This is a genomic window from Limnobacter sp. G6BE5S, from assembly GCF_058448965.1.
The window spans coordinates 156,048-182,933 of the sequence record NZ_JBZFLM010000006.1; the positions used below are offsets into that span (position 1 = coordinate 156,048).

At 51.0% G+C, this 26,886-nt stretch carries 38 protein-coding genes; all 38 read right to left on the reverse strand.

Features of this window, described 5'->3' with window-relative positions:
• Position 1 precedes the first annotated feature (1 nt).
• The 38 genes from dsbD to rpoC all read right to left on the reverse strand — a co-directional run bounded on the left by dsbD (position 2) and on the right by rpoC (position 26,876).
• Positions 2 to 1,903 (reverse strand): protein-disulfide reductase DsbD, encoded by a 1,902-nt coding sequence (gene dsbD / locus ACVL1J_RS12195; RefSeq protein WP_341237514.1) that lies wholly within the window; start codon positions 1,901 to 1,903, stop codon positions 2 to 4.
• Positions 1,896 to 2,240, reverse strand: coding sequence for a divalent-cation tolerance protein CutA (cutA, locus tag ACVL1J_RS12200; protein ID WP_341237515.1), 345 nt, complete (start codon positions 2,238 to 2,240; stop codon positions 1,896 to 1,898). Before cutA ends, dsbD begins: the two co-directional genes overlap by 8 nt.
• Positions 2,237 to 3,004 (reverse strand): ABC transporter permease, encoded by a 768-nt coding sequence (locus ACVL1J_RS12205; protein WP_341237516.1) that lies wholly within the window; start codon positions 3,002 to 3,004, stop codon positions 2,237 to 2,239. The genes cutA and ACVL1J_RS12205 overlap by 4 nt, the downstream gene beginning before the upstream one ends.
• Positions 2,997 to 3,926: an ATP-binding cassette domain-containing protein gene (locus tag ACVL1J_RS12210; RefSeq protein ID WP_159569020.1), complete on the reverse strand. Its 930-nt coding sequence runs from the start codon at positions 3,924 to 3,926 to the stop codon at positions 2,997 to 2,999. Before ACVL1J_RS12210 ends, ACVL1J_RS12205 begins: the two co-directional genes overlap by 8 nt.
• Before the next feature lie 168 nt (positions 3,927 to 4,094).
• Positions 4,095 to 4,493 (reverse strand): 50S ribosomal protein L17, encoded by a 399-nt coding sequence (gene rplQ / locus ACVL1J_RS12215; protein WP_008249425.1) that lies wholly within the window; start codon positions 4,491 to 4,493, stop codon positions 4,095 to 4,097.
• A gap of 33 nt (positions 4,494 to 4,526) precedes the next feature.
• A complete protein-coding gene (locus ACVL1J_RS12220) occupies positions 4,527 to 5,507 on the reverse strand; it encodes a DNA-directed RNA polymerase subunit alpha (RefSeq protein WP_008249422.1) in 981 nt (326 codons plus the stop codon).
• Between the two features lie 71 nt (positions 5,508 to 5,578).
• Positions 5,579 to 6,202, reverse strand: a complete 624-nt coding sequence (rpsD, locus tag ACVL1J_RS12225) for a 30S ribosomal protein S4 (RefSeq protein ID WP_159569021.1) — start codon at positions 6,200 to 6,202, stop codon at positions 5,579 to 5,581.
• Positions 6,203 to 6,277: 75 nt separating this feature from the next.
• On the reverse strand, positions 6,278 to 6,673 hold the full coding sequence (gene rpsK / locus ACVL1J_RS12230) for a 30S ribosomal protein S11 (protein WP_008249418.1): 396 nt from the start codon (positions 6,671 to 6,673) through the stop codon (positions 6,278 to 6,280).
• A 27-nt stretch (positions 6,674 to 6,700) separates the two neighbouring features.
• Entirely contained in the window at positions 6,701 to 7,066 is a 366-nt protein-coding gene (rpsM, locus tag ACVL1J_RS12235; RefSeq protein WP_008249417.1) for a 30S ribosomal protein S13, read from the reverse strand.
• 15 nt (positions 7,067 to 7,081) lie between these two features.
• A complete protein-coding gene (gene rpmJ / locus ACVL1J_RS12240) occupies positions 7,082 to 7,195 on the reverse strand; it encodes a 50S ribosomal protein L36 (protein ID WP_008249416.1) in 114 nt (37 codons plus the stop codon).
• 24 nt (positions 7,196 to 7,219) lie between these two features.
• Complete coding sequence (gene infA, locus ACVL1J_RS12245; RefSeq protein ID WP_008249415.1) at positions 7,220 to 7,438, reverse strand: translation initiation factor IF-1; 219 nt, start codon at positions 7,436 to 7,438, stop codon at positions 7,220 to 7,222.
• Between the two features lie 3 nt (positions 7,439 to 7,441).
• A complete protein-coding gene (secY, locus tag ACVL1J_RS12250; protein WP_159569023.1) occupies positions 7,442 to 8,770 on the reverse strand; it encodes a preprotein translocase subunit SecY in 1,329 nt (442 codons plus the stop codon).
• Between the two features lie 11 nt (positions 8,771 to 8,781).
• Positions 8,782 to 9,216 carry a 50S ribosomal protein L15 gene (gene rplO / locus ACVL1J_RS12255; protein WP_159569024.1) on the reverse strand — a complete coding sequence of 145 codons (435 nt, stop codon included), beginning with the start codon at positions 9,214 to 9,216 and terminating at the stop codon, positions 8,782 to 8,784.
• Positions 9,216 to 9,398 carry a 50S ribosomal protein L30 gene (rpmD, locus tag ACVL1J_RS12260; protein ID WP_130557594.1) on the reverse strand — a complete coding sequence of 61 codons (183 nt, stop codon included), beginning with the start codon at positions 9,396 to 9,398 and terminating at the stop codon, positions 9,216 to 9,218. Before rpmD ends, rplO begins: the two co-directional genes overlap by 1 nt.
• Before the next feature lie 2 nt (positions 9,399 to 9,400).
• Entirely contained in the window at positions 9,401 to 9,925 is a 525-nt protein-coding gene (gene rpsE / locus ACVL1J_RS12265) for a 30S ribosomal protein S5 (RefSeq protein ID WP_008249411.1), read from the reverse strand.
• Positions 9,926 to 9,934: 9 nt separating this feature from the next.
• On the reverse strand, positions 9,935 to 10,297 hold the full coding sequence (gene rplR, locus ACVL1J_RS12270) for a 50S ribosomal protein L18 (protein WP_159569025.1): 363 nt from the start codon (positions 10,295 to 10,297) through the stop codon (positions 9,935 to 9,937).
• Positions 10,298 to 10,315: 18 nt separating this feature from the next.
• Entirely contained in the window at positions 10,316 to 10,849 is a 534-nt protein-coding gene (rplF, locus tag ACVL1J_RS12275) for a 50S ribosomal protein L6 (protein WP_341237517.1), read from the reverse strand.
• Between the two features lie 13 nt (positions 10,850 to 10,862).
• Positions 10,863 to 11,258 carry a 30S ribosomal protein S8 gene (gene rpsH / locus ACVL1J_RS12280; RefSeq protein WP_138516976.1) on the reverse strand — a complete coding sequence of 132 codons (396 nt, stop codon included), beginning with the start codon at positions 11,256 to 11,258 and terminating at the stop codon, positions 10,863 to 10,865.
• Between the two features lie 12 nt (positions 11,259 to 11,270).
• Positions 11,271 to 11,576 (reverse strand): 30S ribosomal protein S14, encoded by a 306-nt coding sequence (gene rpsN, locus ACVL1J_RS12285; protein WP_105028071.1) that lies wholly within the window; start codon positions 11,574 to 11,576, stop codon positions 11,271 to 11,273.
• 8 nt (positions 11,577 to 11,584) lie between these two features.
• Entirely contained in the window at positions 11,585 to 12,124 is a 540-nt protein-coding gene (rplE, locus tag ACVL1J_RS12290; protein WP_159569027.1) for a 50S ribosomal protein L5, read from the reverse strand.
• Between the two features lie 10 nt (positions 12,125 to 12,134).
• Positions 12,135 to 12,449: a 50S ribosomal protein L24 gene (rplX, locus tag ACVL1J_RS12295; RefSeq protein WP_159569028.1), complete on the reverse strand. Its 315-nt coding sequence runs from the start codon at positions 12,447 to 12,449 to the stop codon at positions 12,135 to 12,137.
• Positions 12,450 to 12,456: 7 nt separating this feature from the next.
• Positions 12,457 to 12,825 carry a 50S ribosomal protein L14 gene (gene rplN, locus ACVL1J_RS12300; protein ID WP_159569029.1) on the reverse strand — a complete coding sequence of 123 codons (369 nt, stop codon included), beginning with the start codon at positions 12,823 to 12,825 and terminating at the stop codon, positions 12,457 to 12,459.
• A gap of 108 nt (positions 12,826 to 12,933) precedes the next feature.
• Entirely contained in the window at positions 12,934 to 13,206 is a 273-nt protein-coding gene (gene rpsQ, locus ACVL1J_RS12305; RefSeq protein WP_008253346.1) for a 30S ribosomal protein S17, read from the reverse strand.
• Positions 13,203 to 13,397 (reverse strand): 50S ribosomal protein L29, encoded by a 195-nt coding sequence (gene rpmC, locus ACVL1J_RS12310; RefSeq protein ID WP_008253344.1) that lies wholly within the window; start codon positions 13,395 to 13,397, stop codon positions 13,203 to 13,205. The genes rpsQ and rpmC overlap by 4 nt, the downstream gene beginning before the upstream one ends.
• 3 nt (positions 13,398 to 13,400) lie before the next feature.
• Positions 13,401 to 13,817 carry a 50S ribosomal protein L16 gene (gene rplP / locus ACVL1J_RS12315; protein ID WP_008253343.1) on the reverse strand — a complete coding sequence of 139 codons (417 nt, stop codon included), beginning with the start codon at positions 13,815 to 13,817 and terminating at the stop codon, positions 13,401 to 13,403.
• Between the two features lie 14 nt (positions 13,818 to 13,831).
• Positions 13,832 to 14,638, reverse strand: a complete 807-nt coding sequence (gene rpsC / locus ACVL1J_RS12320; protein ID WP_105028068.1) for a 30S ribosomal protein S3 — start codon at positions 14,636 to 14,638, stop codon at positions 13,832 to 13,834.
• A gap of 9 nt (positions 14,639 to 14,647) precedes the next feature.
• Positions 14,648 to 14,977, reverse strand: a complete 330-nt coding sequence (gene rplV / locus ACVL1J_RS12325; RefSeq protein WP_130557584.1) for a 50S ribosomal protein L22 — start codon at positions 14,975 to 14,977, stop codon at positions 14,648 to 14,650.
• Between the two features lie 10 nt (positions 14,978 to 14,987).
• Entirely contained in the window at positions 14,988 to 15,263 is a 276-nt protein-coding gene (gene rpsS / locus ACVL1J_RS12330; RefSeq protein ID WP_159569030.1) for a 30S ribosomal protein S19, read from the reverse strand.
• Positions 15,264 to 15,278: 15 nt separating this feature from the next.
• Positions 15,279 to 16,106: a 50S ribosomal protein L2 gene (rplB, locus tag ACVL1J_RS12335; protein WP_105028065.1), complete on the reverse strand. Its 828-nt coding sequence runs from the start codon at positions 16,104 to 16,106 to the stop codon at positions 15,279 to 15,281.
• Between the two features lies 1 nt (position 16,107).
• On the reverse strand, positions 16,108 to 16,404 hold the full coding sequence (gene rplW, locus ACVL1J_RS12340; RefSeq protein WP_008253367.1) for a 50S ribosomal protein L23: 297 nt from the start codon (positions 16,402 to 16,404) through the stop codon (positions 16,108 to 16,110).
• Positions 16,401 to 17,021 carry a 50S ribosomal protein L4 gene (gene rplD, locus ACVL1J_RS12345; RefSeq protein ID WP_008253364.1) on the reverse strand — a complete coding sequence of 207 codons (621 nt, stop codon included), beginning with the start codon at positions 17,019 to 17,021 and terminating at the stop codon, positions 16,401 to 16,403. Before rplD ends, rplW begins: the two co-directional genes overlap by 4 nt.
• A 10-nt stretch (positions 17,022 to 17,031) precedes the next feature.
• On the reverse strand, positions 17,032 to 17,676 hold the full coding sequence (gene rplC / locus ACVL1J_RS12350) for a 50S ribosomal protein L3 (protein WP_159569031.1): 645 nt from the start codon (positions 17,674 to 17,676) through the stop codon (positions 17,032 to 17,034).
• Positions 17,677 to 17,775: 99 nt separating this feature from the next.
• Positions 17,776 to 18,087, reverse strand: a complete 312-nt coding sequence (gene rpsJ, locus ACVL1J_RS12355; protein ID WP_008253393.1) for a 30S ribosomal protein S10 — start codon at positions 18,085 to 18,087, stop codon at positions 17,776 to 17,778.
• Positions 18,088 to 18,186: 99 nt separating this feature from the next.
• Positions 18,187 to 19,380: an elongation factor Tu gene (tuf, locus tag ACVL1J_RS12360; RefSeq protein WP_159569032.1), complete on the reverse strand. Its 1,194-nt coding sequence runs from the start codon at positions 19,378 to 19,380 to the stop codon at positions 18,187 to 18,189.
• Between the two features lie 33 nt (positions 19,381 to 19,413).
• Positions 19,414 to 21,516 carry an elongation factor G gene (fusA, locus tag ACVL1J_RS12365; RefSeq protein ID WP_159569033.1) on the reverse strand — a complete coding sequence of 701 codons (2,103 nt, stop codon included), beginning with the start codon at positions 21,514 to 21,516 and terminating at the stop codon, positions 19,414 to 19,416.
• A gap of 18 nt (positions 21,517 to 21,534) precedes the next feature.
• A complete protein-coding gene (rpsG, locus tag ACVL1J_RS12370; protein ID WP_008253357.1) occupies positions 21,535 to 22,005 on the reverse strand; it encodes a 30S ribosomal protein S7 in 471 nt (156 codons plus the stop codon).
• Positions 22,006 to 22,117: 112 nt separating this feature from the next.
• Complete coding sequence (gene rpsL, locus ACVL1J_RS12375) at positions 22,118 to 22,504, reverse strand: 30S ribosomal protein S12 (RefSeq protein ID WP_105028062.1); 387 nt, start codon at positions 22,502 to 22,504, stop codon at positions 22,118 to 22,120.
• A 142-nt stretch (positions 22,505 to 22,646) separates the two neighbouring features.
• Positions 22,647 to 26,876 (reverse strand): DNA-directed RNA polymerase subunit beta', encoded by a 4,230-nt coding sequence (gene rpoC / locus ACVL1J_RS12380; protein ID WP_159569034.1) that lies wholly within the window; start codon positions 26,874 to 26,876, stop codon positions 22,647 to 22,649.
• Positions 26,877 to 26,886 lie beyond the last annotated feature (10 nt).

Here is a 26,886-nt window from a genome sequence, read left to right on the forward strand (position 1 = left end):
ATTACAAACCCAGGTTGGGTCGGATCTGACTCAAGGTTTCGTCAAATCGCTTCGCATTCTGAAAGCCAATCACTTGGTGAATTGACTCCGTCTTTCCGGCCGGAAAAAACAAAATTGCGGGCGGTCCAAACAGACTGTATCGCTTCAACAAAGTCTGATCACCTGCAGTGTTGTCTGTCACATCCACCTGAACCAAACGAATACCTTTCAACTTTTCTTTCACCGTCGCGTCAGTCAAGGTGAACAACTCAAACTCTTTACAACTCACACACCAGTCTGCGTAAAAATCGAGCATGACCGGTTGCGGACTCGTGGATATCAAGGTCACAACGTCTTCACTGGCCACCTTTTCAAAGGCGGGTTTGCCAGCGATTGAATTACTCACTGCGCTCTCGGCAGCCCCTCTTGGCTGCCCATTCAAGCCTGCCAGGGGCTGAAGCAAGCTTCCAGACCCGGAAAACAGTCCCATCAGATAAATCAAAGCCAAAAGCGTGAACAACAAGCCGAACGTCTTGCTGATTACTTTGCCTCGTGATCCCATGGTCGCCATACTACTTGCACCATGAAACAAGGCCGCGGCGGTCATGCAAGCCAGCAAAGCCCACATGGCCATCACCAACCACACCGGCGTCACCGGCGTAATCGTCCACACCGCAACTGCCAGCAACACAAAACCGAAAGCCGCCGACACCCAACTCATCCAGGCACCCGCTTTGGGCAACGCAGCACCTGCACCAGCTGCAAACAACACCAATGGCAAACCCATACCCAAGGCCAGCAGGAACAAAGCTGCACCACCCAATACCGCATCACCGGTTTGACCGATATACAACAATGCCCCAGCCAATGGCGGTGCTACACACGGGCCCAACAACAATGCCGACAACACACCCATGACCAAAACCGGAATGAATTGTCCGCCCTTCAGGCGACCGGTTTTCTCTTGTAACCACCCCTGAAAACTGGCAGGCAGTTGCAATGAATAACCCATCAACAAGGCAACACCCAGCAAAGCCAACACGCCACCAAACGCCCAAAGCACAGGCGGCTGTTGCATGGCCATCACCAGGCTTTGCCCAGTCAAACCAGCCAGCACGCCCAACAAGGCATAGGTCAGTGCCATACCCAGCACATACACCAACGCCAAGGCCATCGGCCTGGCCTTGCCCTCGCTGTTACCACCCGCCTGTTGTCCAACCACCAGGCTGCTCACTATCGGCAACATCGGCAAGGTGCAGGGTGTAAATGCCAACAACAAACCCAAACCAAAAAATACCGGGAGCACAACCAGCCACGACTGTGCTGCCAGCCTGCTCGCCAAGTCACCCGCCTCATCCGCCGGCAAACCAACTCTCGACTGACTGCTGTTGCCGGCCGGCGAATCAGGTTTCTGACCAAAAAACGCACCAACGCCACCACCCAAGACCCCACCCAGCAACCCTCGCTCCTGAAAAACCACGGGGGTAGTCATGGGCGGGTAGCACAAGCCAGCGTCAGCACAACCCTGCGAAATCATTACAGCCTTGGCCATATCCACAGGGTTATCGCCCAATCCGTATCGAATCTGAAACGCCATCTCACCGCGAAGCGCCTCAATTTCCTGATTCAGAAACTCATCAAACTTGCGATCACCACGTGGCAACTCCACAAATTCAAATACAGGCAAATTCATCGGGTTTTCAAGCGCAAATCGCTCCCGATACAAGTAATATTCCGGCGCCACTTTGGCACGAACATCAAGCAGGCAGTTTTCCACACACGCAGCATCGTGCACAGTCAGTGTGAATTGAAAAGCCTCCTCAGGAGGCAAGAAATCATTGGCTCGGGCTTGGCTAAGCCCTATCCACACAACAGCGCACAGCAAAAACGCCATTGATATAAAACGCATTGCTCGCTCACTCATGCCCTACTCCCGCTCCACTGGCAGCAATCCAGTCCAGGTAAGCTGAATGTCCATCAGCAATCGGAAACATGATCAATTCCGGCACTTCATAGCTGTGCAAACGCGGCAAAGCCATCTTCAATTCTTCACACTGTGATTCAGAAAACTTCATCATCAAAATCCATTCCGTGGTCTGTTCGACCTTGCCTTGCCAGGAGTACACGGATTCCACCGGCCCCACAATATTCACGCAAACTACCAACTGTTTTTCCACCAAACTACGCGCCATTAAAGACGCACGCTCTTTTGAGTCCGTCGTCGTGTAAGCCACCCAACAGCGTTTCGCTTGATTTTTCATGCACCTTTCCGCTTAAACCGGCGTTCAGTCAGAAACATGGCCAACCCAACACCCACCATGGCATAGACAGTCATTTGGGCCAAAAGTGCCGGCAACAAACTGAAATCCCGAGCGTAAATACCCCTCAGGGCATCCACCACGACAGACAAAGGCATGAAGTCCGCCACCACCCTTAACCATTCAGGCAACTGCGCCCTGGGAAAGAACGCACCCGATAAAAAAGTCATGGGCGTGACCACCAGGGTGAAATAGAACATGAAGAAGTCATAACTGGGTGCCCTTGCATTAATACAAAGCCCAAATCCCGCAAACATCAGGCAGGCCAGAATCAACACCAGCCAGGACAACACCCAAAACTGCAAGTCACCAATACCCAATAGCGCCACAATCAAAAGCATCGCACCAGTACTAATCAAGCCTTTGCTGGCGGCCCAGGTACACTCGCCCAAAACCACCTCACGCAAACGCACTGGCGTGTTCATAATGACTTGCCAGGTTTTCTGGGTGTGCATACGAGAAAAGGCAGAATACAAAGCCTCGAATGTGGGTGCATTCATGGCGCTGATACAAACAGCCCCCACAGCCAAATAATTAAGATACGGCATACCGCCGACGTCGGGCAGCATTGAGCCCAAACCCAAACCAAAGGCCATCAATGCCATCACCGGGTCGACCACATTGCCCAGCAACGATGGAAGCGCAAGCTTTCGCCAAACCATAAAGTTTCGACGCCACACATGAAAAACCGCATGAAAATTAATCATCACGCAAGGCCCTGCCAGTCAAACTAAAGAACACGTCTTCCAGATTTCCCGGACGATAAATATAATCCACATCGGCCTGTGGGGAATGCTTGAGTGCCTCCAGCATCTCGTCTGCCTTTTCATTTCTAAAATAAAAAGTTTCACCACGTTGTTCAATCGGCGCATCGTGAGACCCCATAATCTGGGAAACACAACGCGCAGCGCCCGTGCCCCACAACTCCAGTACAGCGTGGCCTACTACATTGCGAATCAAGGTGAGTGGTTTGTCACAGGCAACAATATTGCCGTGGTCCAGCACCGCCACCCGATCGGCAAGACGCTGTGCCTCATCCATATAATGGGTCGTCAAAAACATTGCCATGCCCTGACGCTTTAAATCGACCAAACGATCCCAAATGACATGCTTGGCCTGCGGATCCAGTCCGGTGGTCGGTTCATCCAGAAACAGAACCTTGGGCTGATTAATCAGGGCACGAGCCAGCATTAAACGCCTGCGCATTCCACCCGACAAAGTCGCCACTGAATCATTTCTGCGATTAACCAGTTGCGCAAAACTCAACAAAGCTTCGGCACGCTCCCTTAATCTGCTTCCGTGCAAACCGAAGTAACGGCCAAAAACCAACAGGTTCTCAAACACTGTGAAGTCAGGGTCCAGCGCATCGTACTGCGGCACGACACCCACTTCCTGCCGAGCGATATGCCCTTTCTGTGGCAGCCCCTGACCCAGCAAACTGACAGTACCAACATCGGCCTCAGCCAAGCCCAATGCCAAGGCGATCGTAGTCGACTTTCCAGCGCCGTTAGGGCCCAACAAGGCAACGCACTCACCAGCACTCAGCGAAAAATCCAACCCGTTCAGTACTGTGCGTCCACCATAGGTTTTCCGCACGCCGCTTAAATTCAATACAGTAGAACCAGTCACTTACCGACATCCTTAACAACTGTAACAATCGCGCTGTTCCAGCATGGAAAACAAAAAAGCCGCGCCAGCATAAGCTAACACGGCTTTCTTGCAACTGATTGTAGCGTAAGCATATTCAACAGAACTTGACGGAGCAACACAGTTGCCCCATCAAGCCGTATTGAATAATCAGGCCTGCTCTTCAGCGATTTCTACGATTTCCGCTGTTTCTGGACGATCCACCAGCTCAACAAGAGCCATTGGTGCATTGTCGCCCTTGCGGAAACCAAACTTCAGAACGCGCATGTAACCACCTGGGCGAGCTGCGTAACGAGGACCAATCTCGTCAAACAGCTTCACAACCATTTCACGGTCACGCAAACGGCTGAATGCCAGACGCTTGTTGGCCAGTGTAGGCGACTTACCCATCGTGATAATAGGTTCTGCAATTTTGCGCAGTTCTTTGGCCTTTGGCAGCGTTGTTTTGATCACTTCGTGACGCAACAAAGCGTTGGTCATGTTTCTAAACATTGCAAGGCGGTGGCTGCTGGTGCGATTTAGTTTACGCAATCCATGACGGTGACGCATTTTAAATATCCTTCAATCTAACAAACGCTAAGCTCAGGGCTTATCGAGACCGGCTGGTGGCCAGTTTTCCAATTTCATACCGAGTGTCAAACCGCGTGCGGCCAACACCTCCTTGATTTCGTTCAATGATTTGCGACCCAGGTTAGGAGTCTTCAACAACTCGTTTTCCGTGCGCTGAATCAGATCGCCGATGTAATAAATGTTTTCTGCTTTCAAGCAGTTTGCTGAACGTACTGTCAGTTCCAGATCATCGACTGGGCGCAACAGAATTGGATCAACCTGTGGTGCACGCTGAGAAACCTCAGGCTCAGCCGTATTTTCCAGCGCAGCAAACACAGACAGCTGCTCCACCAAAATGCGGGCTGCCAGACGAATGGATTCTTCAGGCGACAACACACCATTGGTTTCAATGGACATAACCAAACGGTCAAGATCAGTACGCTGTTCTACACGCGCGCTTTCCACTGCGTATGAAACACGTTTAACCGGGCTGAATGAAGCATCCAACACGATGCGACCAATTGCCTTGCTTGGCTCATCAGGAAAACGACGAACTGAACCTGGCACGTAACCGCGACCCTTTTCCACTTTGATTTGCATGTCCAGCTTGCCGCCTTGCGACAAATGAGCAATCACGTGATCCGGATTGATGATTTCAACATCATGGGGCAGCTCAATATCGCCCGCTGTCACAACGCCCTCAACTTCGCGCTTCAAAGTCACGGTCACAACGTCGCGTGACTCAAGCTTGAACACGATACCCTTCAGGTTCAACAACAGGTCAACTACATCTTCCTGCACACCATCCAGGGTCGAGTATTCGTGAACCACACCAGCGATTGACACCTCAGTGGGTGCATAGCCGATCATGGATGACAGCAATACGCGACGCAGAGCGTTACCTAGAGTGTGGCCATAACCACGCTCAAACGGCTCCATTACAACTTTTGCACTATTGGGGGCGACTGTTTCGACCTCAACAATACGTGGCTTCAGCAAGCTAGCATTAAACATTCAAAATCCTTTTCAATACCCTCGGCTCGTTACACCGATAAGGCTGGGGATCCCTGGGATCAGTTAAAAAATTAACGTGAGTACAATTCGACGATCAAGCTTTCATTGATCTCTTGGGAGAGATCTGCGCGATCGGGAATGCTCTTGAAAGAGCCTTCCATTTTCTTGGCATCCACATTAACCCACAGCGGGAAACCCATCTGTTCGGCCAAAGTAACAGACTCAACAATGCGCGCCTGTGTCTTCGACTTTTCGCGAATGGAAACCACATCATTCAACTTCACAGCATATGAAGGAATGTTTACGGCCTTGCCATTCACCAAAATTGCCTTGTGACTTACCAGCTGACGTGCTTCGGCGCGAGTGGAGCCAAAACCCATGCGATAAACCACGTTATCCAAACGAGATTCCAGCAACTGCAGCAATGTTTCGCCAGTGTTGCCTTTGCGACGTGAAGCCTCTGCGAAATAACGACGGAACTGCTTTTCCAGCACACCGTACATACGTTTCACTTTTTGCTTTTCACGCAATTGTTGACCGTAATCAGAGGTACGAGCACCCGAGGTGCGACCATGCTGACCTGGCTTTGAATCAAGTTTGCACTTGGAATCGAGACTACGACGTGCGCTTTTCAGACTTAAGTCTGTGCCTTCACGACGAGACAACTTACATTTTGGACCTGTATATCTAGCCACTTGAAACCTCTTTCATTACGCGATGTAAATCGCTTCAGTTCGTCAAACGATCTGACGAACAATGGTCTTAAAAAATTAGATGCGACGACGCTTGGGAGGACGACATCCGTTGTGCGGGATCGGAGTGATGTCAGAAATACTGGTCACTTTGATACCCAATGCATTCAAAGCACGTACGCTAGACTCACGGCCTGGGCCTGGTCCTTTGATAAGCACTTCAACTGTCTTGATACCGCATTCCTGTGCAGCCTTGCCAGCAACTTCAGCAGCCACCTGGGCAGCAAAGGGAGTGGACTTGCGTGAGCCCTTAAAACCCTGAGCACCGGATGTAGACCAAGCCAGCGCATTGCCCTGACGATCCGTGATGGTGATGATGGTGTTGTTGAATGAGGCGTGTACGTGCGCAATACCGTCAGAAATATTCTTTTTGACTTTCTTGCGTGCGCGGTTATTCGCTGTTCCTTTGGCCATTTGGCTAACCTTCCTATGATTACCTGATTATTTCTTCAGTGCGATACCAGCACGCTTCGGACCCTTGCGAGTACGCGAGTTCGTGCGGGTACGCTGACCACGTACAGGCAGACCCTTGCGGTGACGGAAACCACGATAGCAACCCAAATCCATCAAACGCTTGATGTTCATGGTTACTTCACGGCGCAGATCACCTTCTGTAAGGTACTTGCCCACTTCGTCACGCAGCTTTTCCAAATCCGCGTCGTCGAGGTCTTTAACCTTCTTGGACTCTGGAATTGAGGTCACTGCACAAATTTTCTTGGCGGTGGAACGACCAATGCCGAAAATAGCAGTCAGACCGATAACGGTATGCTGGTGGCTTGGAATGTTAATGCCGGCAATACGAGCCATTTAAATCCCCTTTTATTAACCTTGACGCTGCTTGTGGCGCGGCTCAGAACAAATCACGCGAACAACGCCTTTGCGCTTGATCACTTTGCATTTTCTACAAATCTTTTTTACAGATGCCTGAACTTTCATGGCGAAACTCCAAAAAGAACCAATTCATTTGGCTCGAAAAACAATTCGTGCTCTGGACAAGTCGTACGGTGTTAACTCAACCGTCACCTTGTCACCAGGAAGAATGCGAATATAGTTCATGCGCATCTTGCCCGATATGTGACCAAGCACCACGTGACCATTTTCCAATTTCACTCGAAAAGTGGCGTTAGGGAGGTTTTCTACTACCTCTCCCTGCATTTGGATAACGTCGTCTTTAGACAATCACTACCTCGTTAATCCAGAGCCCTTGAAGCTTGATTTCTTCAAGAGGCTGTCGTATTGCTGGGACATCACGTAGGCCTGAACCTGAGCCATGAAATCCATCGCAACCACTACAATAATCAATAGAGATGTACCGCCAAAATAGAACGGAACACTCAATCCCAAAACCAGGAACTCAGGCAGCAAACACACCAAAGTGATGTAGGCCGCGCCAATCAAGGTCAAACGTGTCAACACCTTGTCGATGTATCGTGACGTCTGTTCCCCAGGACGAATTCCCGGCAAAAATGCACCGCTTTTCTTCAAGTTGTCCGCAGTTTCCCTGCTGTTAAACACCAATGCCGTGTAAAAAAAGCAGAAGAAAATGATCGCAGCTGCGTACAACAGCATGTACAGAGGATGGCCTGGAGACAATGTCTGAGACACTTCTTTAAGGATACCAACCACAGCACCGTCACCTGAACCAAACCAGCTAGTCAACGTTGCAGGCAACAAGATAATGCTTGACGCAAAAATCGGAGGAATAACACCAGCCATATTCAACTTCAATGGCAGATGTGAAGTTTGCCCCTGATAGATCTTGTTACCGACCTGTCGTTTTGCGTAGTTGACTGTGATTTTTCGCTGACCACGTTCTACGAACACAACCAGGTAGGTCACGGCAACTGCCAGCACAACAATCATCAAGGCAATCAAGGAGTTCATCGCACCAGTTCTAACCAGCTCGAACAAACCGCCAATTGCACCAGGCAAGCCCGCCGCAATACCCGCAAAGATCAAGATTGAAATTCCGTTACCCAATCCGCGTTCGGTGATCTGCTCACCCAACCACATCAAAAACATGGTGCCAGTGACCAAAGAAACAGCAGTTGTAAAGCGAAATGCCATTCCTGGATCAATTACCAACCCAGCCTGAGACTCCAAGGCCACCGAAATACCGATCGCTTGGAAAGTGGCAAGGAAAAAGGTGCCGTAGCGTGTGTATTGGGTAATCTTGCGACGACCCGCTTCACCTTCCTTTTTCAAAGCCTCTAGCTGAGGTACAACCACACTGGCAAGCTGCATGACAATCGAAGCCGAAATGTACGGCATGATACCCAGAGCGAAAACTGTGAAACGCGAAAGCGCACCACCTGAGAACATGTTGAACATGCCCAAGATTCCGCCTTGCTGGCTATCAAACAACTGCTTCAGTTGAGTAGGATCAATCCCAGGTACTGGAATGTGTGCGCCAATACGATACACAATCAGAGCCAACAACAAAAATACCAAGCGCTTGCGCAGATCAGCAAATTTGTTGGATGACGCCAATGTAGATGGATTAAAGGCCACGCGATGCTCTCTTAAGCGTTAATGGTGCCGCCAGCTGCCGCGATGGCCTCTGCTGCGCCTTTCGTTGCCTTAATGCCGTTGAGTACAACAGCACGCTTGATCTCTCCAGCCAGAATCACCTTCACAGCCAAAGTCTGGGCTGGCACAAGACCAGCCTGCTTCAACGTCAGGATATCCACGGTATCAACAGCCAATGTATCCAAGTCTGTCAAACGAATTTGAGCATTGAACGCTGCAGTACGTGAAGAGAAACCACGCTTGGGCAAGCGACGGTGCATCGGCATCTGACCGCCTTCAAAACCGACCTTGTGAAAACCACCACTGCGCGACTTCTGACCTTTGTGACCACGGCCAGCAGTTTTACCCCAGCCGGAGCCAATACCACGGCCCACACGCTTGCGGTTGAACTTACTGCCTGGTGCAGGTGCAAGTGTATTCAGTTCCATTATGCAGCCTCAACTTTCAACAGGTAGGACACCTTGTTAATCATTCCACGCACTTCGGGTGTATCAACCAGCACTCGGCTATGGTTTATACGACGCAGACCCAAACCACGCACGGTTGCGCGATGAGTTTCTTTGGTCCCGATAATGCTCTTAACCAACGTAACTTTTACAGATCCGCTCATGATTAAGCCTCAAATAACTTTTCAACTGACAAACCGCGCTTGGCGGCAATCTCAGCTGGGGTTTGCAACTTGCCCAAAGCATCCAGGGTTGCACGTACCAGGTTGTACGGGTTCGATGAACCGTGGCTTTTCGCCACAATATTACGAACGCCCACAACTTCCAGAACGGCACGCATTGGGCCACCCGCGATAATACCGGTACCTTCTTGCGCTGGAGCCAGGAACACCTTGGAGGCGCCATGCTGACCGTACACAATGTGGTGGATGGAACCATCACGCAGTGATACTTTTTCCATTTGGCGGCGAGCTTGTTCCATAGCCTTCTGAACAGCTACAGGAACTTCACGAGACTTGCCTTTACCCATACCCACGCTACCATCACCATCGCCCACTACGGTCAATGCTGCGAAGCCGAGGATACGACCACCCTTAACAACCTTGGTCACGCGGTTTACCGCGATCATTTTTTCTTTCAGGCCGTCATCACGCGCTTCAGGCGCGGCATTTTTACCTTGCATTCTTGCCATGATCACTCCTTAGAATTTCAAGCCAGCTTCACGCGCAGCGTCAGCCAGTTCTTTAACGCGACCATGGTAGGCAAAGCCTGAACGGTCAAAAGCAACTTCGCTGACACCTGCGGCCAAAGCGCGCTTGGCGATAGCAGCCCCAACCAATGCAGCAGCGGCCTTGTTGGAACCGGACTTGCCGCCCAATTCAGCGCGCAGATCTTTGTCATTGGTAGACGCAGCTGCCAACACTTTGCCACCATCTGCAGAGTGAACCGCTGCATAAATGTGGGAGTTGGTACGGAACACACACAAACGGGTCGCACGAGCAAGTGCGATACGACGTCTGGTTTGTTTTGCACGACGGGCACGTGCTTCTTGTTTAGTTTCCATGATTTACCTCTTGGCGCCTTATTTCTTCTTGGTCTCTTTGATAACCACACGCTCATCCGAATAACGTACACCCTTGCCCTTGTAAGGCTCTGGTGGACGATATGCGCGGATTTCAGCGGCAGTTTGACCAATCACTTGTTTGTCGGCACCCTTCAAGATGATCTCTGTAGGCGTTGGCGTTTCAGCCTTCACGCCGGCGGGCAGCTTGTGAACAACCGGGTGAGAGAAACCGAGCGCCAGGTTGATTGAATCACCCTGAACTGCAGCTTTGTAACCCACGCCAACCAGTTGCAATTTGCGTTCAAAACCTTTGCTAACACCGTTGACCATATTCGCCAACAATGCGCGGGCAGTACCCGCCTGTGCGTTCGCGTCAGTTGTATCCACAACTGGCTTCACAGACAGCACACCATTTTCAAACACTGGCATCACCAGAGAATTGACATTCAGCTTCAACTCGGCATTACCGCCTTTCACTGATACAACCTGTCCATTCACAGTAACCTGCACACTTGAAGGTACAGAAATGGGAGCTTTTGCTACTCTTGACATTTCACTACCCCTTTTAAGCCACGTAGCAGATAACTTCGCCGCCGATACCAGTGGTACGGGCTTTGCGATCAGTCATCACGCCTTTGGAAGTTGAAACGATTGCCACGCCCAAGCCATTCATCACCTGAGGAATGTCGTCTTTACCTTTGTAAATACGCAAACCTGGCTTTGAAACGCGCTCGATTTTTTCAATCACAGGGCGACCAGCATAATATTTCAACTCGATTTTCAATACAGGCTTTGCCGACTCACCTACAATTGAGAAACTCTCAATGTAACCTTCATCTTTAAGAACCTGCGCAATAGCTACCTTCACTTTTGAGGAAGGCATCTCAACCGAAACCTTGTCAACACCCTGAGCATTGCGAATGCGGGTCAACATGTCGGCGATTGGATCACTCATACTCATAATTAGAACCCCTTACCAACTTGCCTTAGTGATTCCAGGAATCTCACCACGCATGGCAATTTCACGGATCTTGTTACGGGCCAAACCGAACAAACGGAATGTGCCGCGGGGACGACCAGTCAATTCGCAGCGGTTACGCTGACGAGTTGGGTTCGCGTTTCTTGGCAGCGCCTGCAACTTAAGACGTGCCTCATAGCGGTCTGCTTCACTGACCGACTGATCTTTTACAATCTTGTTCAAAGCCTCACGCTTGGCCGAATACTTCTTGACCAGGGCTGCGCGCTTTTTCTCACGATTAATCAAAGCTAGTTTTGCCACGTCACACCTCAGTTACGGAACGGGAACTTGAAAGCGGTCAACAAAGCCTTGGCTTCGTCGTTGGTACGCGCTGTCGTAGTTACGCTGATGTTGAGACCCCGAAGTGCGTCGATTTTGTCGTACTCAATCTCAGGGAAAATAATTTGCTCTTTGATACCGATGTTGTAGTTACCGCGTCCATCAAATGACTTGCCGGACACACCACGGAAATCGCGCACACGAGGGAACGCGATCGTTACCAAACGATCCAGGAATTCATACATGCGGTCGCCACGCAAAGTCACCATACAACCAACTGGATAACCCTCACGAATCTTGAAACCCGCAATCGCCTTCTTGGCTTTTGTAACCACTGGCTTCTGGCCAGCGATTTTTGTCAGATCACCAACGGCGTGCTCAATGATTTTCTTGTCATTGACCGCCTCACCAACGCCCATGTTCAGCGTGATTTTGGTGATGCGAGGCACTTCCATTACCGACTTGTAACCAAACTGCTTGGTCAACTGACCAACCACTTCGCTTCTATAAAACTCTTGAAAACGTGACACGACGGCCCCCTTAGTTTGCCAACTGAGCGCCGGTTTTCACCAGTACTCGCACGGACTTGCCATCCATCTGCTTGATGGCTACACGAGATGGCTTACCTGTCTCTTTGTCAAACAAACTGACATTGGACTGGTGAATGGGCATTGTCTTGTCAACAACACCACCAACATCTCCCTTCATAGGATTTGGCTTTTGATGCTTCTTAACGATATTGACACCCTCTACCAAGAGGTACTCGTCATTCACACGGGAAAGCACAACGCCTTTCTTTCCCTTGAACTTGCCGTTAAGAACCAGCACTTCATCGCCTTTGCGAATTTTGTTCATATTTACCTCACAGAACTTCTGGTGCCAACGACACGATTTTCATGAACTTTTCATTACGAAGTTCGCGTGTCACTGGGCCAAAAATACGGGTACCGATGGGTTCAAGTTTTGCATTCAACAAAACTGCTGCGTTGCCGTCGAACTTAATCAACGCACCATCCGGGCGACGAACACCCTTGGCCGTGCGCACGACCACAGCGTTGTAAATCTCGCCTTTCTTGACGCGACCGCGTGGGGCCGCATCTTTAATGGACACCTTGATGATGTCACCAATGCCCGCATAGCGGCGCTTGGAACCACCAAGGACCTTGATGCACATTACAGAACGCGCACCCGTGTTGTCGGCCACATCTAGCCGTGATTGCATTTGTATCATGGATTGTCAAACCAACTTAATCGCTTTCGCAACCAGTTTTGGTCCCGCAAGGGTTGAAAAGATAGCCTGCTATATTAGCAGGCTTGAATTACTTGAGCAAGACAAAAATCAAATGATTTTCGCTTTCTCCAACACTTTGGTCACACTCCAAGATTTTGTCTTGGAAATTGGACGACCTTCGCAGATCTCAACCAAATCACCCTCTCCGACTTCATTGCTTTCATCGTGAGCAGTGTATTTGTGTGACTTAACGATGTACTTGCCATAAATTGGATGCTTGATACGATTTTCAACCATCACAACTACTGACTTGGTCATCTTGTCACTTACAACGCGCCCCACCAGGGTACGTTTCAAACTAACTTTCGCTTCGGTGCTCATGCGGACCTCTTCGATTGAGTCATCACTGTTTTAACACGAGCGATGTCTTTACGTACTTTTGCCAACTGGGAGTTGTTGGTCAGCTGCTGCGTAGCAGCCTGCATGCGCAGCGAAAACTGTGCACGCAACAACTCTTCCAACTCTTTAGTCAATTCTGCAGCGCTTTTGCCGCGCAATTCAGAAGCTTTCATTGCTTAACTCCCAATTTGACGTGTAACGAACACGCAAGGAAGAGGCAACTTGGCAGCCGCCAGGCGGAAAGCCTCACGCGCCAACTCTTCACTCACACCGTCCATCTCGTAGAGCACCTTACCGGGCTGAATTTCAGCCACGTAAAACTCAACGCTACCTTTACCGTTACCCATACGAACTTCCGCAGGCTTGTTGGTAATTGGCTTGTCCGGAAACACGCGAATCCAAATCTTACCGCCACGTTTAATGTGACGAACCATGGCTCGACGAGCTGATTCGATCTGGCGTGCCGTCAAACGACCGCGACCAGTAGACTTCAGACCGTAAACACCAAAAGAAACACTTGCGCCACGAGTGGCCAGACCAGTATTGCGGCCTTTGTGTTCTTTTCTATATTTGCGACGTGATGGCTGTAACATCATGCGCTCCTAGATTACTGTTCTGAGGAAGTGCTGGCAGCGCCTTCCTCTTTGTTTGAACCACTAGCTGCTGCGCTAGCACCTTCGGGTTTACGCGCCTTGCGCGCACCGGCCCCGGCTGGACGTGTGGAAGGACGACGAGGACGACGCTCTTCCTTTTCGGCTTCAACTGGTGCAGCGGCAACATCACCGCGACCCAATGTATCGCCTTTGTATACCCAGACCTTGATACCGATAATGCCGTAGGTTGTTGCGGCTTCGCTTGTAGCGTAATCAATATCAGCGCGCAGTGTATGCAAAGGCACACGACCTTCACGGTACCATTCAGTACGCGCGATTTCGATACCGTTCAGTCGGCCTGAAGACATGATCTTGATGCCCTGGGCACCCATGCGCATCGCGTTTTGCATCGCGCGCTTCATTGCACGACGGAACATGATACGGCGCTCAAGCTGCTGGGAAATACCATCAGCAATCAACTGCGCGTCAATTTCAGGCTTGCGAACTTCTTCGATATTCACGTGAACAGGCACGCCAACCAATTTCTGCAAACTGGCCTTCAACAATTCGATGTCTTCGCCTTTCTTGCCGATCACAACGCCCGGACGTGCCGAATAGATTGTGACGCGCGCATTCTTGGCGGGACGCTCGATAAGAACACGACCAACTGACGCATTCTTCAACTTCTTCTTCAAGAAATCACGAACCTGGATGTCCTCAAGAAGCATCTTGGAGAAATCACGATTCGATGCGTACCAGCGAGAAGCCCAGTTGCGTGATACCGCGAGGCGAAAGCCCGTAGGGTTAATCTTCTGACCCATGTAACCCCCTTAGTTTCCAACCGTCACATAAATGTGACTGGTCTTCTTAGTGATACGATTGCCACGACCCTTGGCGCGCGCCGTAAAGCGCTTCAACACAGGCCCCTCTTCCACGTAAATGGTTTTTACTTTCAGTTCATCAACGTCGGCGCCATCGTTGTGCTCGGCGTTGGCGATTGCACTCTCCAACACTTTCTTCACAATCAATGCCGCTTTCTGTGGTGAGAAAGCAAGAATGTTCAAGGCTTGATCAACCTTTTTACCGCGAATCAAGTCAGCGACCATACGGCCACGCTGAGGAGACAAGCGAACACCCTTCAAAATTGCACGAGTTTCCATTTCCTACCCCTTATCGCTTGGCCTTCTTGTCGGCCGCGTGACCCTTGAATGTGCGAGTCAACGCAAATTCACCGAGTTTGTGACCAACCATGTTTTCGTTGATGTACACAGGCACATGTTGCTTGCCATTGTGAACAGCGATTGTCAGACCGATGAACTCAGGGAGTACAGTCGAGCGACGGGACCAAGTTTTAATTGGACGCTTGTCCTTGGATGCTGCAGCAGTCTCCACTTTTTTGATCAAGTGGGCGTCGCAGAAAGGACCTTTTTTTAATGAACGAGACATATCTGTTTACCCCACTTAACGCTTGTGACGACGCTGAACAATCATCGAATTGGTACGCTTGTTGTTGCGAGTGCGGTAGCCCTTGGCTGGTTGGCCCCATGGGCTAACTGGCACACGGCCTTCGCCGGTCTTGCCTTCACCACCACCGTGTGGGTGGTCTACCGGGTTCATCGCAGTACCGCGCACTGTTGGACGAATGCCCTTCCAGCGTGTTGCACCAGCCTTACCCACTTTCTTCAAGCTGTTTTCTTCGTTACTAACCTCACCGATGGTGGCGCGGCATTCAATATGAACGCGACGAATTTCACCGGAGCGCAAACGCATCTGGGCGTACGTGCCATCACGAGCCAGCAACATGGCAGAACCACCCGCGGAACGCGCAATTTGAGCACCCTTGCCAGGCAACATTTCAACGCAGTGCACAGTAGTACCTACGGGAATGTTCCGAATCGGCAATGTATTACCGATCTTGATTGGCGCCTCAGATCCATTCACAACAGTTTGACCCAATTGCAAACCACGAGGAGCAATGATGTAAGCGCGCTCACCGTCTGCATAGCAGATCAGGGCAATGTGCGCCGTACGGTTTGGATCGTACTCAATCGTTTCAACTTTCGCAGGCACACCGTCTTTGTTGCGCTTGAAATCAACCATGCGGTAGTGCTGCTTGTGACCACCACCCATGTGACGGGTTGTAATACGACCGTTGTTATTGCGGCCAGCAGTCTTGGACTTCTTCTCAAGCAGCGGCGCGTAAGGCTCACCCTTGTGCAAATGCGGGTGAACCACTTTCACCATGGCACGGCGGCCTGGTGACGTTGGCTTTAATTTAACTAATGGCATGTTACGCAGCCTCCGAGAAATTAATTTCTTGACCAGCTTTCAGCGCAACATAGGCTTTGCGCACATCGGAGCGACGCCCCATGGTGCGGCCAAAGCGCTTTTGCTTGCCAGCAATGTTAACCACACGCACAGCCTCAACCTCAACTTTGAACAGCAGCTCCACGGCCGCCTTGATCTCGTGTTTAGTTGCAGTGGTGCAAACCTTGAAAGCAATTTGCTCATGCTTGTCGGCCAACATGGTGCTCTTTTCAGAGACGATGGGCGCCAACAAAATTTTCATTAAACGCTGGGTGTTCATGCGTACATCTCCTGCAGTTTGTCGATTGCAGCACGAGTCGCAACCACCTTCTTGAAATAAATCAAGGAAAGGGGATCGGCGTAACGTGGCTCGACCACTGCCACATTGGGCAGATTTCTGGATGCCAGGTACAAGTTTTCGTCCACTGAATCAACAATCATCAGGACTGAATCGAGACCCATGCCTTTCAATTTTTGATCAAGCAACTTGGTCTTCGGTGCTTCCAAGTCCAAGGACTCGACCACAACCAACCGACCTTCGCGACTCAACTGAGACAGGATGGAACAAACACCAGCACGGAACATTTTCTTGTTCAGCTTTTGGGTGAAATTCTCATCGGGAGAGTTCGGAAAGGTCTTGCCGCCTCCACGCCACAATGGGCTGGACACCGCACCAGCACGCGCGCGGCCGGTACCTTTTTGCTTCCATGGCTTACGCGTTGAAGCACGCACTTCCGAACGATCTTTTTGTTGACGCGTACCCTGACGCGCGTTGGCTTGGTATGCAACAACCAACTGATGAATCAGCGGTTCGTTGTACTCACGACCAAACACAACATCGGAAACCTGAACAGTTTGAGAGGCCTGCCCAGAATCACTAATGACTTTCAATTCCATCTGGTTCCCCTTACGCCTTTGCCTTGACAGCTGGCTTAACCAACAATTGGCCACCCTTTGATCCAGGCACAGCGCCCTTAATCAAAAGCAGACCACGCTCGGCGTCTACACGAACCACTTCCAGATTCTGGGTGGTGCGATTTACGTTACCCAACTGGCCGGCCATGCGCTTACCAGGAAATACTCGACCCGGATCTTGAGCCATACCGATTGAACCAGGAGCATTGTGCGAGATCGAGTTACCGTGAGACGCGCGCTGCGAGCTGAAGTGGTGACGCTTAATAGCGCCACTAAAGCCCTTACCCTGCGTTACGCCACTGACGTCAACTTTTTGACCTGGCGCGAAAATTTCAGCAGACACAGCAGAACCGACTTGCAATTCAGCAAGCTTGGCTGTATCAACACGGAATTCAACAAGGGAAGATGCCGCCTCAATAGAAGCTGCTGCAAAGTGACCAGCCTGCGCCTTGACAACGCGGGAGGCTCGCTTGGACCCGTAGGCAAGCTGAACGGCTGTGTAGCCGTCTTGTTCGAGTGTTTTGAGCTGCGCAACACGGTTAGAAGACACATCCACAACAGTCACAGGAATAGAAACACCCGCGTCTGTAAAGATGCGCATCATGCCGATCTTGCGACCAATAAGGCCTAGACTCATGATTTCTCCAATTTCGGCTACGATTGGCCGAATGATTAAATTCTATCTAAAGCTAACCTTTTGAAAAGGTTAGCCAAAGATTATATGCGTTAATTAAATTTATTGCAACTTGATTTCAACATCCACACCAGCCGGCAGATCCAACTTCATCAAGGCGTCTACAGTTTTGTCTGTAGGATCCACGATGTCCATCAAACGCTGATGAGTACGGATTTCAAACTGGTCACGTGAAGACTTGTTCACGTGAGGCGAACGCAGAATATCGAATCGCTTGATACGGGTAGGCAAAGGAACGGGGCCCTTTACGACAGCACCGGTGCGCTTGGCTGTTTCAACAATTTCCAATGCAGACTGATCAATCAGTTTGTAATCGAAAGCTTTCAAGCGAATACGAATTTTTTGGTTGTTCATGGTTTTTCCTAAAGAGCTAAATGAGTGTGACCAAACATTACTTTCGGCTCACCTCAAAATTGCCCGCACCAGTTGACTGATGCGGGCGCATTCCAAGTATTACTTGGTAATTTTGGCAACTACGCCAGCACCTACCGTACGGCCACCTTCGCGAATCGCGAAACGCAGACCTTCTTCCATCGCGATTGGCGCAATCAATTCAACATTGATCGACACGTTGTCGCCAGGAAGAACCATTTCCTTGCCTTCGGGCAGGCTGATTGAGCCCGTTACGTCGGTTGTACGGAAATAGAACTGTGGACGGTAGTTGTTAAAGAATGGCGTGTGACGACCACCCTCTTCTTTGCTCAACACGTAAATTTCTGCGCTGAACCCTGTGTGCGGCTTGATTGAACCTGGCTTGGCCAACACTTGACCACGCTCCACGTCTTCACGCTTGGTACCACGCAGCAACACACCAACGTTGTCGCCCGCCTGACCCTGATCCAACAACTTGCGGAACATTTCCACGCCCGTGCAAATTGTCTTGACCGTGTCTTTGATACCCACGATTTCAATTTCTTCGCCAACCTTCACCACACCACGCTCGATACGGCCTGTTACTACAGTGCCACGACCAGAGATGGAGAACACGTCTTCGATTGGCATCAGGAAGGTGCCGTCGATTGCGCGCTCGGGTGTTGGAATGTAGTTGTCAAGCGCTGCTGCCAACTGCTTGATTGCGCCTTCGCCCAAATCGCCTGTGTCACCTTCCAGGGCCAGCTTGGCTGAACCCTTTACGATTGGCACATCGTCGCCTGGGAAGTCGTACTTGGAAAGTAGCTCGCGCACTTCCATTTCAACCAACTCCAGCAACTCTTCGTCATCCACCATGTCGCACTTGTTCAGGAACACGATGATGTAAGGTACGCCAACCTGGCGAGCCAACAAGATGTGCTCACGCGTTTGTGGCATGGGGCCGTCGGCTGCTGAACAGACCAGAATTGCGCCGTCCATCTGCGCTGCACCAGTAATCATGTTCTTGACGTAGTCGGCGTGACCTGGGCAATCCACGTGTGCGTAGTGACGTGTTTCTGTCTCGTACTCAACGTGGGCTGTGTTAATCGTAATGCCGCGCGCCTTTTCTTCCGGAGCCGCATCGATCTGGTCGTAGCCCTTGGCTTCACCATGGCCGCTCAGTCGCGCCAATACTGTTGTGATCGCCGCCGTCAATGTTGTCTTGCCATGGTCCACGTGACCAATCGTTCCAACGTTTACGTGTGGCTTCTTACGCTCAAACTTTTCTTTTGCCATTGCAAATACCTCTTTTCAGTTCTTTAATTTCAATTATTTGGCGCGGGCGCTGATCACAGCTTCCGCTACGTTTTTCGGTGCTTCACTGTAGTGCTTGAATTCCATGCTGTACGTTGCGCGACCCTGCGTCAAAGAACGCAGTGTAGTGGAATAACCAAACATCTCAGCCAATGGCACTTCCGCCTTGATTGCCTTGCCGCCACCAGGAATATCGTCCATACCTTGAACCACACCACGACGTGAGGACAAGTCGCCCATCACTGTGCCGGCGTAATCTTCTGGCGACTCAACTTCAACAGCCATCATAGGCTCTAGCAACACAGGGCTGGCACGACGCATACCTTCCTTGAAACCCATGGAAGCTGCGATCTTGAACGCTGTTTCGTTCGAGTCAACATCGTGGTATGAACCAAAGTGCAAAGCAACTTTGATGTCAACGACCGGATACCCAGCCAACACACCATTGCTCAAAGACTCTTCAATACCTTTTTGAACCGCAGGAATGTATTCGCGAGGAACCACACCACCCTTGATCTCATCGAGGAACTCGAAACCTTTGCCTGCTTCGTTTGGCTCAACACGCAACACAACGTGACCGTACTGACCGCGACCGCCAGACTGACGAACAAACTTGCCCTCAACTTCTTTGACCACGTTGCGAATTGTCTCGCGGTACGCAACCTGAGGCTTGCCAACGTTGGCTTCCACGCCGAATTCGCGCTTCATGCGGTCCACGATAATTTCGAGGTGCAATTCGCCCATACCAGCAATAATGGTCTGACCTGACTCTTCATCGGTGCGAACACGGAATGAAGGATCTTCTGCGGCCAAACGACCCAAGGCAATACCCATTTTCTCTTGGTCTGTCTTGGTTTTTGGTTCCACAGCCTGCGCAATCACCGGCTCTGGGAACACCATGCGCTCCAGCGTAATAATGGCCGAAGGGTCACAAAGGGTTTCACCGGTCGTCACGTCTTTCAAGCCTACGCAAGCGGCAATGTCACCCGCACGAATTTCTTCAACTTCCAAGCGGTTGTTGGCATGCATCTGAACAATACGACCGATACGCTCTTTCTTGCCGCGCACAGGGTTGTATACAGAATCGCCCTTGTTCAACACACCGGAATACACTCGAACGAATGTCAGCTGGCCCACGAAGGGGTCAGTCATCAGCTTAAATGCCAAGGCTGACAGCTTTTCTTCGTCGTTGGCGTGGCGAACGATTGGCTCTTCATCTTCATCTGTGCCAGACACTGGTGGAATGTCCACTGGTGATGGCAGGAAATCGATCACGGCGTCGAGCATGCGCTGAACACCCTTGTTCTTGAACGCCGTACCACACAACATCGGCTGAATTTCAGTCGAAATGGTGCGGGTGCGAATGCCCAGAATAATTTCAGCTTCTGACAAGTCACCACCTTCGAGGTACTTGTTCATCAGCTCTTCAGAAGCTTCAGCCGCAGCTTCCACCATCTGCTCGCGCCACTTGTCAGCTTCGGCTTTCAGTTCTGCCGGAATTTCACGGTAATCAAACTTCATGCCCTGGGATGCTTCATCCCAGTAAATTGCCTTCATCTTGATCAGATCAACCACGCCCTGGAATTTTTCTTCCGAGCCGATTGGAATCACGATTGGCACTGGGTTTGCGCGCAAGCGCAGACGCATTTGTTCAACCACCTTGAAGAAGTTGGCGCCAGTGCGGTCCATCTTGTTCACGAAAGCCAAACGAGGCACCTTGTACTTATTGGCCTGACGCCAAACAGTTTCGGACTGGGGCTGAACGCCACCCACCGCACAGTACACCATGCAAGCACCATCCAGAACACGCATGGACCGCTCAACTTCAATCGTGAAGTCTACGTGCCCCGGTGTATCAATGATGTTGAAGCGGTGTTCTGGGTAGGAATTGTCCATACCCTTCCAGAAACAGGTAGTAGCCGCAGAGGTAATGGTAATACCACGCTCTTGCTCCTGCTCCATCCAGTCCATGGTAGCTGCACCATCGTGCACTTCACCAATTTTGTGACTTACGCCTGTATAAAACAGGATACGTTCAGTCGTTGTGGTTTTACCGGCATCAATGTGCGCGGAAATACCAATGTTGCGATATCGCTCAATGGGCGTCTTACGAGCCATTTGCTACTCCAGTTAAATTTAGAATCGGAAATGCGAGAAGGCTTTGTTGGCTTCAGCCATGCGGTGCACTTCATCACGCTTCTTCATCGCACCACCGCGACCTTCAGCAGCCTCGAGCAGTTCACCTGCAAGGCGAAGGTCCATCGACTTTTCACTACGCTTCTTGGCTGCTTCACGCACCCAACGCATGGCCAGGGCCAAACGACGTGAGGGACGAACTTCCACCGGAACTTGGTAGTTCGCACCACCGACGCGGCGAGACTTCACTTCAACAACAGGCTTTACGTTGTTGATCGCGGCGTTGAACACCTCGAGTGGGTCTTTACCAGCTTTCGTTGAGATGCTGTCAAAAGCACCATAAATAATACGTTCTGCAACAGCTTTCTTGCCAGACAACATGATGACGTTCATGAACTTGGCTACTTCTGTGCTTTGAAACTTTGGATCTGGCAGCACTTCTCTGCGCTGCACTTCGCGACGACGTGGCATCTTGACTATTCCTTTATCTTCAGCGTGGGCAATCCCACTTATGCATCTGCTTACTCGACACACCAAATGTGTGCCGCACGGAATGCGGTTTTAAATTGACCAATGTAAAAACTTACTTGGCCTTAGCAGCTTTTGGACGCTTCGAACCATACTTGGAGCGAGCCTGCTTACGGTCTTTAACGCCTTGCAAGTCAAGTGAGCCACGCACGATGTGATAACGCACACCAGGCAAGTCTTTCACACGACCGCCACGGATCAACACAACTGAGTGTTCCTGCAGGTTGTGGCCTTCACCACCAATGTAGGAAATCACTTCGAAGCCGTTGGTCAGGCGAACTTTGGCCACTTTACGCAGCGCAGAGTTTGGTTTTTTTGGAGTTGTTGTGTAAACACGAGTACACACGCCACGTTTTTGAGGGCAATCCTCAAGCGCGGGGCTTTTGCTCTTCATGGTCACACTGGTGCGTGGTTTACGCACTAGTTGATTAATGGTTGGCATAGTTCCAGTTCCGGTTAAAAAAACAAAAGGGCTACGGGCGTGCCCGCAGCCAATTTAGCCCGCGATTGTATTCCAAAACACAAGCGCGGGTCAATGAGGAAGGTGAAGTTTTAACATCACCTTTCATATTTCCGTCAACAACTTAGGCTTCGTCAGAACCCTCTGAAGCTGGCAGATTGAACAAGGCCTCGGCTTGCGCACGTGGGTCATGTTCGGCTTCCATCTGGCGCAGCTCTTCAGCCTCACGCCCTTCTTTGTCCTTGCGTGCCTTGTGGAAGGCCATACCAGTACCGGCTGGGATCAAGCGACCTACAATCACGTTTTCTTTCAAACCACGCAATTCGTCGCGTTTGCCCATAATGGCCGCTTCGGTCAATACCCGGGTTGTTTCCTGGAAGGAAGCAGCCGAAATGAACGAATCGGTTGACAAGGACGCTTTGGTAATACCCAACAAGATGTTTTGGTAGGTAGCTTCGCGTTTGTTTTCGCTACGCATTTTGTCGTTTGCATCCAACAGTTCGGAACGCTCAACCTGCTCACCAGGGATGAAGCCAGTTTCGCCCGCATCGCTCACAATGACGCGACGCAACATTTGACGAACAATCACTTCAATGTGCTTGTCGTTGATCTTCACACCTTGCAAGCGATACACATCCTGAACTTCGTCCACGATGTATCGGGCCAAGGCTTCGATGCCCAACAAACGCAAAATGTCGTGAGGATCGGCTGGGCCGTCAACGATGCTTTCGCCCTTGTTCACCACCTGGCCGTCGTGCACCAGAACGTGCTTGTCCTTGGGGATCAGGAATTCATGTGATACACCGTCGAGGTCTGTAATGACCAAACGCTGCTTGCCCTTGGTGTCCTTACCGAAGGAAACCGTACCCGTGACTTCGGCCAGCATGCCTGCATCTTTGGGCGAGCGGGCTTCAAACAGTTCAGCCACACGCGGGAGACCACCAGTGATGTCACGAGTCTTCTGGCTTTCCTGAGGAATACGAGCCAGCACTTCACCCACAAACACGTCCTGATTGTCGCGCACGGTAATCAGTGCACCTACCGGGAAGCTGATATTCACTGAATGATCGGAACCGGCAATCTTCACTTCATTGCCTTGTGGATCAATCAACTTAACCTGTGGACGCTCACCTTTGCTGCCAGCAGTACGACGCTTGGCATCAATTACCACCAAAGTGGACAAACCAGTTACATCGTCGATCTGTTTGGCAACAGTTGCGCCTTCCTCGATGTTCTCGAAGCGGATCTTGCCTGCGTATTCAGTCACGATCGGACGAGTCAAAGGATCCCAGGTTGCCAACATCGCGCCAGCCTTAACCTGATTTCCGTCGAGCACGGCCAGCGTGGCACCGTAAGGTACTTTGTGACGTTCACGCTCACGACCGAAGTCATCGGTGATCAACACTTCGCCTGAACGGGAAATCACGATTTGCTCGCCTTTGCCGTTGGTCACGTAGCGCATGGTGGCCGTGAAACGGATCACGCCGTTTGACTTGGCTTCAATGCTGGACACCACGGCTGCGCGAGAAGCAGCGCCACCGATGTGGAACGTACGCATGGTCAACTGAGTACCGGGTTCACCGATGGACTGCGCGGCGATTACACCCACAGCTTCACCATTGTTGACCAGGTAACCACGACCCAGATCGCGGCCATAACACTTCGCACAAAGACCGTAACGCGTGTCGCAAGACAAGGGAGTGCGAACGCGAACTTCGTCAATACCCAAGTGATCAATCAATTCAACTGCGTCTTCGTCGAGCAACTTGCCCACTTCAAACACAGTTTCCTGAGTTTCAGGATTGACCACATCGGACACCACAACACGACCCAAAATACGATCGCGCAGGGCTTCAATGACTTCACCGCCTTCAACCAAGGCCTTCATGGCCACGCCATTGGTGGTGCCGCAATCGTCTTCGACTACAACCAGGTCTTGCGTCACGTCAACCAAACGACGTGTCAAGTAACCGGAGTTCGCTGTCTTCAATGCCGTATCGGCCAGACCCTTACGCGCACCGTGGGTTGAAATAAAATACTGCAACACGTTCAGACCTTCGCGGAAGTTCGCGATGATCGGTGTTTCAATGATGGAGCCGTCAGGTTTGGCCATCAGGCCACGCATACCCGCCAACTGACGAATCTGCGCAGCAGAACCACGGGCACCGGAGTCGGCCATCATGTAAATCGCATTGAACGATTCCTGACGCACTTCATTGCCGTTGCGGTCAATCACTGGCTCGGTCGCCAGCTGTTCCATCATGGCCTTGCCCACTTGGTCGCCTGCACGGCCCCAAATGTCAACGACCTTGTTGTAACGCTCGCCCTGAGTTACCAAACCCGAGGTGTACTGGGACTGAATTTCTTTCACTTCGGCTTCAGCCGCAGCGATGATCACTTGCTTTTGCGCTGGAACGACCATGTCGCCCATGGCAATCGAAATGCCGCCGCGAGTTGCCATGCGGAAACCGAACTGCATCAATTTGTCAGCAAAAATCACGGTTTCACGCAGACCACAACGACGGAAAGAGGCGTTGATCAAGCGGGAAATTTCTTTCTTCTTCAAAGGACGGTCGATGAAGGAGAACGGCAGACCTGGAGGCAGAATTTCAGACAGCAAAGCACGGCCCACGGTTGTTTCGTAGCGTGTGCGCTTGGATGTCTTTTCGCCGGTTTCCCTGTTGACGTCGTATTCGGTGATGCGAACAGTCACGCGGGTGGCCAACTCAACTTCTTTGTTGTCGTAGGCACGGTTTACTTCGCCCACGTCAGAGAACATGATGCCCTCGTTCTTGCCGTTCACTTTGTCGCGGGTCGTGTAATACAAACCCAACACGATATCTTGTGAAGGAACAATTGAAGGATCACCGTTGGCTGGGAACAGCACGTTGTTGGAGGCCAGCATCAGGGTACGTGCTTCGATCTGGGCTTCCAGAGACAAAGGCACGTGAACCGCCATTTGGTCACCGTCAAAGTCGGCGTTAAACGCAGCACATACCAATGGGTGCAATTGAATGGCCTTGCCTTCAATCAACACAGGCTCAAATGCCTGAATACCCAAGCGGTGCAGCGTTGGCGCACGGTTCAGCATGACCGGATGCTCGCGAATTACTTCTTCCAGGATGTCCCAAACGATGGGTTCCTGATTTTCAACGAATTTCTTGGCCTGCTTGATGGTGGTTGCAATACCCATCACTTCCAAACGATTGAAAATGAAGGGCTTGAACAACTCGAGTGCCATCAGCTTGGGCAAACCGCACTGGTGCAGTTTCAGCTGTGGGCCCACCACAATCACGGAACGACCAGAGTAGTCCACGCGCTTGCCCAGCAAGTTTTGACGGAAACGACCGCCCTTGCCTTTGATCATGTCGGCCAACGACTTCAATGGACGCTTGTTGGCGCCTGTCATGGCTTTTCCGCGACGACCGTTGTCGAGCAACGAATCAACCGCTTCCTGCAGCATGCGCTTTTCGTTTCGCACGATGATATCGGGTGCGTTCAATTCGAGCAGACGCTTCAAGCGGTTGTTACGGTTGATCACGCGACGATACAAATCGTTCAGGTCGGAAGTCGCAAAACGACCACCATCCAGAGGAACCAATGGACGCAACTCAGGTGGCAACACTGGCAACACTTCCAGAATCATCCACTCAGGCTTGATACCGGATTTCTGGAAACCTTCCAGCACCTTCAGGCGCTTGGCGATTTTCTTGATTTTGGCTTCAGAGTTGGTGGTACCCAATTCTTCGCGCAGTGTTGTGACTTCGCGGTCAATGTCAATTGACTTCAACAGTTCCTTGATGCCTTCGGCACCCATGAATGCCACGAAATCGTCGCCGTATTCTTCTTGCTTGGCCAGGTAATCTTCTTCGGTCAACAACTGGGCGCGCTTCAATGGAGTCATGCCCGGTTCAACAACCACGAAACCTTCGAAGTACAGTACGCGCTCGATGTCCCGCAGGGTCATGTCCAGCACCATACCCAAACGGGACGGCAGGGACTTCAGGAACCAGATGTGTGCAACGGGTGACGCCAGGTCGATGTGGCCCATGCGTTCGCGACGCACTTTGGCCAATGTAACCTCAACGCCACACTTCTCGCAGATCACGCCACGGTGCTTCAATCGCTTGTACTTGCCGCACAAGCATTCATAGTCTTTGATTGGGCCAAAAATCTTGGCACAAAACAGACCGTCGCGCTCAGGCTTGAAGGTGCGGTAGTTGATGGTTTCTGGCTTTTTAACTTCACCGAAAGACCACGAACGGATTTTGTCGGGCGATGCGATCGCAATCTTGATTGCGTCGAACTGCTCGTCTTGCTGGACCTGTTTAAACAGATCTAATAAAGCTTTCATTTAAATACCT